This window comes from Acetobacter tropicalis (genome assembly GCF_001580915.1).
Lineage (GTDB): Bacteria > Pseudomonadota > Alphaproteobacteria > Acetobacterales > Acetobacteraceae > Acetobacter > Acetobacter tropicalis.
In genome coordinates this window covers 1-528 of record NZ_LHZQ01000005.1, presented here as the reverse complement: position 1 = coordinate 528, position 528 = coordinate 1, and the positions used below count along the sequence as shown (strand labels likewise).

Genomic DNA, 528 nt, shown 5'->3' with positions numbered 1-528 from the left:
TTACTTCAGTTCTTCTGTAAGCTGAGGAACGATCTCGAAGAGATCTCCCACAATGCCATAATCCGCCACCTGGAAGATGGGGGCTTCAGGGTCCTTGTTCACCGCCACAATAACGCGGCTGTCTTTCATGCCGGCCAGATGCTGGATAGCGCCCGAAATCCCGAATGCCAGATACAGATCAGGAGCCACGATCTTGCCGGTCTGACCAACCTGATAATCGTTGGGCACAAAACCGGAATCTACAGCCGCACGGGAGGCACCAATGGCAGCACCCAGCTTGTCAGCCAGCGGGTCCAGAATGTGGAACTTCTCTTCGCTCTGAAGTCCACGGCCACCAGACACCACAACCCGGGCGGATTCCAGTTCAGGACGCTCAGATTCAGACAGATGCACCGCCTCAAACTTGGAAACAGCCGGGCTATCCACCGGAGCAACCGTTTCAACCGGAGCAGAGCCGCCTTCCGCAGCAGCCGCATCAAAGGCAGAGCTGCGAACCGTCAGCACTTTCTTCGTATCGGACGATTTGAC

The 528-nt window shown here is 56.2% G+C and carries 1 protein-coding gene; it reads right to left on the bottom strand.

Annotated elements, in window-relative coordinates:
- Positions 1-528 (bottom strand): electron transfer flavoprotein subunit alpha/FixB family protein (locus tag AD944_RS00030; protein ID WP_045543128.1); only part of this gene is annotated, 528 nt, incomplete at its 5' end.